The sequence below is a fragment of the Cardiobacterium sp. genome (assembly GCF_057314735.1).
The window spans coordinates 1-5042 of record NZ_DBHKZK010000060.1 but is presented as its reverse complement, the minus strand read 5'-3'; the positions used below and the strand labels follow the sequence as shown (position 1 = coordinate 5042).

Here is a 5042-nt window from a genome sequence, read left to right as displayed (position 1 = left end):
AATCTTGTAACGGGGCGTTACAACCTCGCCAGCCGATTGAATCTTGTAACGGGGCATTACAACCTCACCAGCCGATTGAACCTTGTAACCGGGGGTTACAAAACTGCCAAACGGGTCATTACGGCGCATTGCTTGTTCTCCCCGGGTGCAGCAGGTTCTGCAGATCCTGCCAAAAATCCTCTTTTTTGCGCCGTTCTTCAGCGGCACTTTGGCGGAGTTGTTCACGCAGGGTTTGCGCCATGTCTTCCGGGGCAAGCTGCAAGTCGCCGCGCAGAACGGCGGCCTTGCTCTCCTCCACCGTATGGCCGTTCCATGCAGGGGCGTTGCCTTGCAGCCGCTGTTGCACCACCAGCCAAGAGTTACCGTGTGCATCGGTCAGCACACTGCCGTCGGCGATATGGAGGCTTTCGAGTTGTTCCCGCCAGTCAGCATCGGCGAGCGCCCGGCGGATGTCGTGCAATCGCTGGTGCTGGTCGCCGACGAAGGTCAGTTCGCCCAGGTGGGCGCGATAGAGCAGCTTGATGACATAGCGCTGCGGCACTTTCACCGCCTGGTCGAGTAGCGACATCAGCACGATTGCCGCGTCTTCCTCGTCGGTCTGGTGCCGGAAAACCGTACCGTCCACCTCGTAGCTGCCCTGTTTCAGCAGATTGCAGACGGCGTGCGTGATGCGCTTGCCGTATTTCGCGTTGAGGCGATCCAGCAGTTCGGCGACGTAGTCCTCGGCGAAATACGCAAATTTTTTGCCGACCTTCCCCCCACACCCCCCATCCAGGGAGGTTTGGTTATTATTAAAAACTTTGTTTTTAATTCCTCTATGCGTGGGCGCGCGCGCGTGGACGCGCGGGTGTATGCGCGCGCGGTTATATATATCCCCGCGTTTTTCGCCTCGTGATGCAGGTCTGCATAACGGTGATTCGTCGTTTTCCGCTCGTGATGCAGGCGTGCATAACGGTGATTCGCCGTTTTCCGCCCGTGATGCAGGCGTGCATAACGGCACATCCGTTTGCGGGACATTTTCCTCCGCCATCATTCCCGCATTTTTTTCCGAAGACTGTTCCAGTCCGGGGCAGTCCGTCGGCAGGGCAAGATAGAGGTCATACTGGTCGCGCGGCAGGGCAAACAGTTCGTCCCGGCACAGCTGGCGCAAACGTCCGCCGCTTTTGCCGCCTTCGTCCTGGAGGAAGATGAGGTAATGCGCATCGACCGCCAGCACGGTTTCGACCGATACCGGCTGGCTGTAAACGATGTAGCTTTGCCGTTCGCGGATATTTTTTGTGCGTCCGGGGAGCTGGGCGAGGTAGCGCAGGGCGCGCAGGTTTTTCAGGCGACGGCTGATGGTGCTTTGCGTGGTGTTGAGGATGCTGGCTATTTGCCGCTGGTCAGGCGTGATATGGTCGCGCCCCCGCTGCATCGCCTGACAGAGCATCCACAGGCGGATTTCTTCGGCGTCCAGCGTGTTCAGCACGTCCACATCAAGCGATACTCGCGGCCGCAGCACGCTGACGGTCACAGGGGATGCCTGCCGCCCGTTGCGGGCGGCAATAAACATCGCGTTGTTTTTATAGTTCATCCCCACCTCCTGCCGCTTTCTGGCGGAACAGGTCGGTGTTTTTGAGGAAGTAGCCTTCGTAGATGCGGTTGATCTCGATGTCGCTCACCTGCGCCATGCTGATGAGGATTTCCAGCGGGTGCGGTTCGCCCCGGTTTTGTCGGCGGTAACTGGCAAGCAGGTTGCCGTGGATTTGTGCAAGAAAATCCTGCACGTTGCTGGACAGGGCATGCGGCCGGTTGCGTTCTTCGGCTGGCAGGTTGGCCATCTTCTTCAACCGCTTGTATTCGGCCTCGTTAATGCCGAGCAAATCTCCCAGCATCCGCCGTGAGGCACCCAGGCGCAGCGCCGTCATCGCCAGTTGTTCGGTTTCCGCCTGTGTGGTCAGCCGCGACAGCTGGTCGGAGAACAGTTGCGAGGTGGAAAGCCGGATCGGGTTGCTGCGCGCCAGTTTGAGCAGGGTCTCGGTGGGCAGACGCGCCAGCTGGTTGATCATCGCGGCGTTAAAACCGTAGCCATGCAGCCAGCGGTGGTGGTGCCGGTTGACGGCAGCGCGCTGGAACTGTTGCAGGATGTAGCACTGGACGTTTTCGTCGTAATCCGACAGGGTGCTCATGTGCTACTCCTCGCCCGCCGCCAGACGGGCATAGTCGCGGGTATGGTCGGCAAGGCGCACAAATTCCTGATGCACTTCAAACACCGTCCTGGCAAAACCGAAGCCGTAATGCAGGCCTTGCAGAAACTGGCGCAAGGTTTGCAATTGCTGCTGGATGGCACTGACCTGCTCCAGGCCGTCCTGCCAGTAGCGGCGCAGGGTGTCATCGTCGCTGTTTTGCCACTGCATGAACTGCCAGGCGGCAAAGAGGTCGGCCAGTTCGAGATAGACGGCGGCATCAAGCATATCGGCTTCGCTGTTGACAAGCTTCAGCGGCTCCAGGCACTCGCCATACCGCTCCAGTTCGTGGCGCATCGCCGCAATCGCGTGTTCGCCGGGGATGAAGTAAGGCGGATCGCGCTGTTCGTCAAGGTGCCGCCCGACGAGGGGATAGCGCACCCGCAAAACACGCACCTGCTCCATCAGCAGGTTGCGTGCCTTCTCCAGCGGGTCAGGCGGGGGGGCTGCCGCAGCTGTGTGCTGGTCGCGGTCATTGCCGGGTGCAGGCGGCGCGTTGTCACCTGTTGCAGACGTTTCGCCTGCGTTTTCTGCATCAGTAGCGTCGTCCGTGCTGCCTGTTGCAGGATGGCGTGCTTCGCCGTCTGCTCCGTCATTTTGCGCACGGTTGCCGTTGCCAGGATAATGCAGCGGTTCCAGCGGTTTCCGCTGGTACAGCTCGCCCTTTTCAATCAGGTGCATCAGCTCAAAATGCACCTGTGCCTGATCCGTACCTGCTACGGGCGCCAATTCCTGACAGAGGTCGCGCAGCGCTTCCTCGTGCCCGTTGATGTAATCGCTGCTGTCATGGCTGGCGAGCAGGTCCAGATAGCGCCGCTGTGCGGCTTCGCCGGTCAACTGTTCCGGTTTGGCCAGCTGTTCGTCCACGTATTTGCGGATTGCATGGTAGAACTTGCGGATGGCTTCAATGCGCGAACGACCCATGCCAGCGGTCAGCGCTTGCGGCAATACCTTTTCCAGCTTTTCCGCAGCGAAAATAAAGAGCGCAGCGGTGTTGTGGGTTATTTTCCAGCCGTCCTTTTCCAGCATATCCGCCAAATCCCGCACCGGGATTGTTTTCCCGCCCTGTTGATCCTCATACATCTGCTTCAGGCGCCGCACGGCCAGCGCCTTGTCGAGCAGGGTCATCTCGCCGCGCACCTCGTTTTCAATCATGTGGTGCAGCAGAATGTCGGCATCCGAGGTAAATTCCACAAAGTGGCAACGCACCTCGTAAAAGCGGCGGTCGCCATGTTTCTTCCACAGGCGGTTCAGCGATTTGAGCCGTGAATTGCCGCCGTTGTAGAGGGTATAAACGCCTTCGCTGGGACGTTTGGTCACGGTGAGCGGTTGTTGCAAACCAATGGCCTCAATCGATGCCATGATTTCATCCAGGCGCGGATTGTCCGACTGACGCGGGTTGAGCGGAAATTCCTGAATGTCATCGATGGTGATGGCAATTTCCTTGGTGCGGCCAATCAGCGTGCGGTCTTCCGGCGGCGCCAGTTCCCCGTCCATTTGCGGAGCCAGAACGTTGTCGTAGGCATTAGTGGACATCGCAGCCTCCTTTTGCCACCTTGAAGCAGCCGTCAAGAGTGAGGTCGCCGTAATGCGGCAGCAGCTCATGGATGACCGCTTCCATTACCGGCAGGGCGTTGCGCGGATTGTCACGACCGTATTCGATGCGGTGTGCCGGACGGCGCTCGCTGATGCACTCTTTCCAGACCACGCGCTGCGGGATGGAGGCGCGCAGCACCGCAATATGGCGTGCAATGGCACCAAAATTCTTGCGGATGGAGGCAATCGCATTGCGCGTCTCGGTGGTGTGATCCTCACGGTTGATGAGGATGCGCAATTGCGGCGGCTGTTCATTGCCGACCCCCATCGCTTCCAGCCCCTTGACCACATTGGAATAAATCTGGATGACACGCGGCAGCTCCTGCGCACTGATGAGGTCCGGCGTGGTCGGCACGATGACAATATCGGATGCCACCAGCGCCAGCTCTTGCAGCTGGCCACGACCGTCCTTGCCCTGGGTGTCGATGATGATGATGTCGTAGCGGTCGCGTACCCGCGCCAGCATATTTTTCAGGGTGAACGCGGCGGAAAACTGCTCGGCCAGCCAAAGATTGAGACGCTCACTCTCGTCGTTGTTGACGATGACGGAAACACCGCTGAAATGCGTCGGCCGGATGGCGGACAAATCGCCCAGGGTGAGAAATTCATAAAGACCGCTGCCGCTGCCAATATCCTGCGGCTTGCAGAAAAACTTGCTGAGAGACTGTTGCGGGTCAAGGTCAACGCACAGGACACGCAGTCCCATGTCGGCGAAAGCGCAGGCTCCGTTGATGGCCCAGGTGGACTTGCCCACACCGCCCTTGCTCGAAACCAGAGACAACGTTACTGCGTAGGGCGTATTCATGGGCGGCCTCCTTCCGTGGAGACGGCAGACGGGGCGAACAGGTCGCGGCTGTCCTTCTCGTAAGGCCCGATAAAGGAGCGGATTTCCTCGGGGGAGGCGTGGCTGAAAAAATAATCGCCGAGGATTTTGCGAATGAGCGCAGAGGTTTTCTTCGGCTTGCCGGCCTGCATGAAATAATCACGCATGCCGGGATGCAGGTAAATCCGCATCAGCACCGGCTCGGCGGAGAGATGAACCAGCTGTAGCTGGCGTGTATCGGGTTGTTGCATGGTTGAACTCCGTAGTTGAACACACGGGGTCTTGCATGCCACCCGGCAGGATTAAAAAATCGCGGATTTCAAAAAATGGATTTTGTCAATCTGTTTATTATCAATAAGTTGTCCTCTAAAAACGATTCCGAGAACAGTGTATGTAAA

General features: G+C 58.5%; 5 protein-coding genes. All 5 read right to left on the bottom strand.

The window, feature by feature from the left end; translation table 11 throughout:
- Nucleotides 1-118: 118 nt before the first annotated feature.
- From ACO54Z_RS08215 to ACO54Z_RS08195, 5 genes are read right to left on the bottom strand one after another with little or no spacing between them, the layout of a single operon-like run.
- On the bottom strand, nucleotides 119-1573 hold the full coding sequence (locus tag ACO54Z_RS08215) for a hypothetical protein (RefSeq protein WP_485996566.1): 1455 nt from the start codon (nucleotides 1571-1573) through the stop codon (nucleotides 119-121).
- Nucleotides 1563-2168 (bottom strand): STY4526/YPO1902 family pathogenicity island replication protein, encoded by a 606-nt coding sequence (locus tag ACO54Z_RS08210; protein ID WP_485996565.1) that lies wholly within the window; start codon nucleotides 2166-2168, stop codon nucleotides 1563-1565. Before ACO54Z_RS08210 ends, ACO54Z_RS08215 begins: the two co-directional genes overlap by 11 nt.
- 3 nt (nucleotides 2169-2171) lie before the next feature.
- On the bottom strand, nucleotides 2172-3761 hold the full coding sequence (locus ACO54Z_RS08205; protein WP_485996564.1) for a ParB family protein: 1590 nt from the start codon (nucleotides 3759-3761) through the stop codon (nucleotides 2172-2174).
- Nucleotides 3751-4626: a ParA family protein gene (locus tag ACO54Z_RS08200; protein WP_298080644.1), complete on the bottom strand. Its 876-nt coding sequence runs from the start codon at nucleotides 4624-4626 to the stop codon at nucleotides 3751-3753. The genes ACO54Z_RS08205 and ACO54Z_RS08200 overlap by 11 nt, the downstream gene beginning before the upstream one ends.
- The gene (locus ACO54Z_RS08195) at nucleotides 4623-4895 is read right to left on the bottom strand and encodes a hypothetical protein (protein WP_485996563.1); all 273 of its coding nucleotides are present in this window, start codon (nucleotides 4893-4895) and stop codon (nucleotides 4623-4625) included. Before ACO54Z_RS08195 ends, ACO54Z_RS08200 begins: the two co-directional genes overlap by 4 nt.
- Nucleotides 4896-5042: the final 147 nt, after the last annotated feature.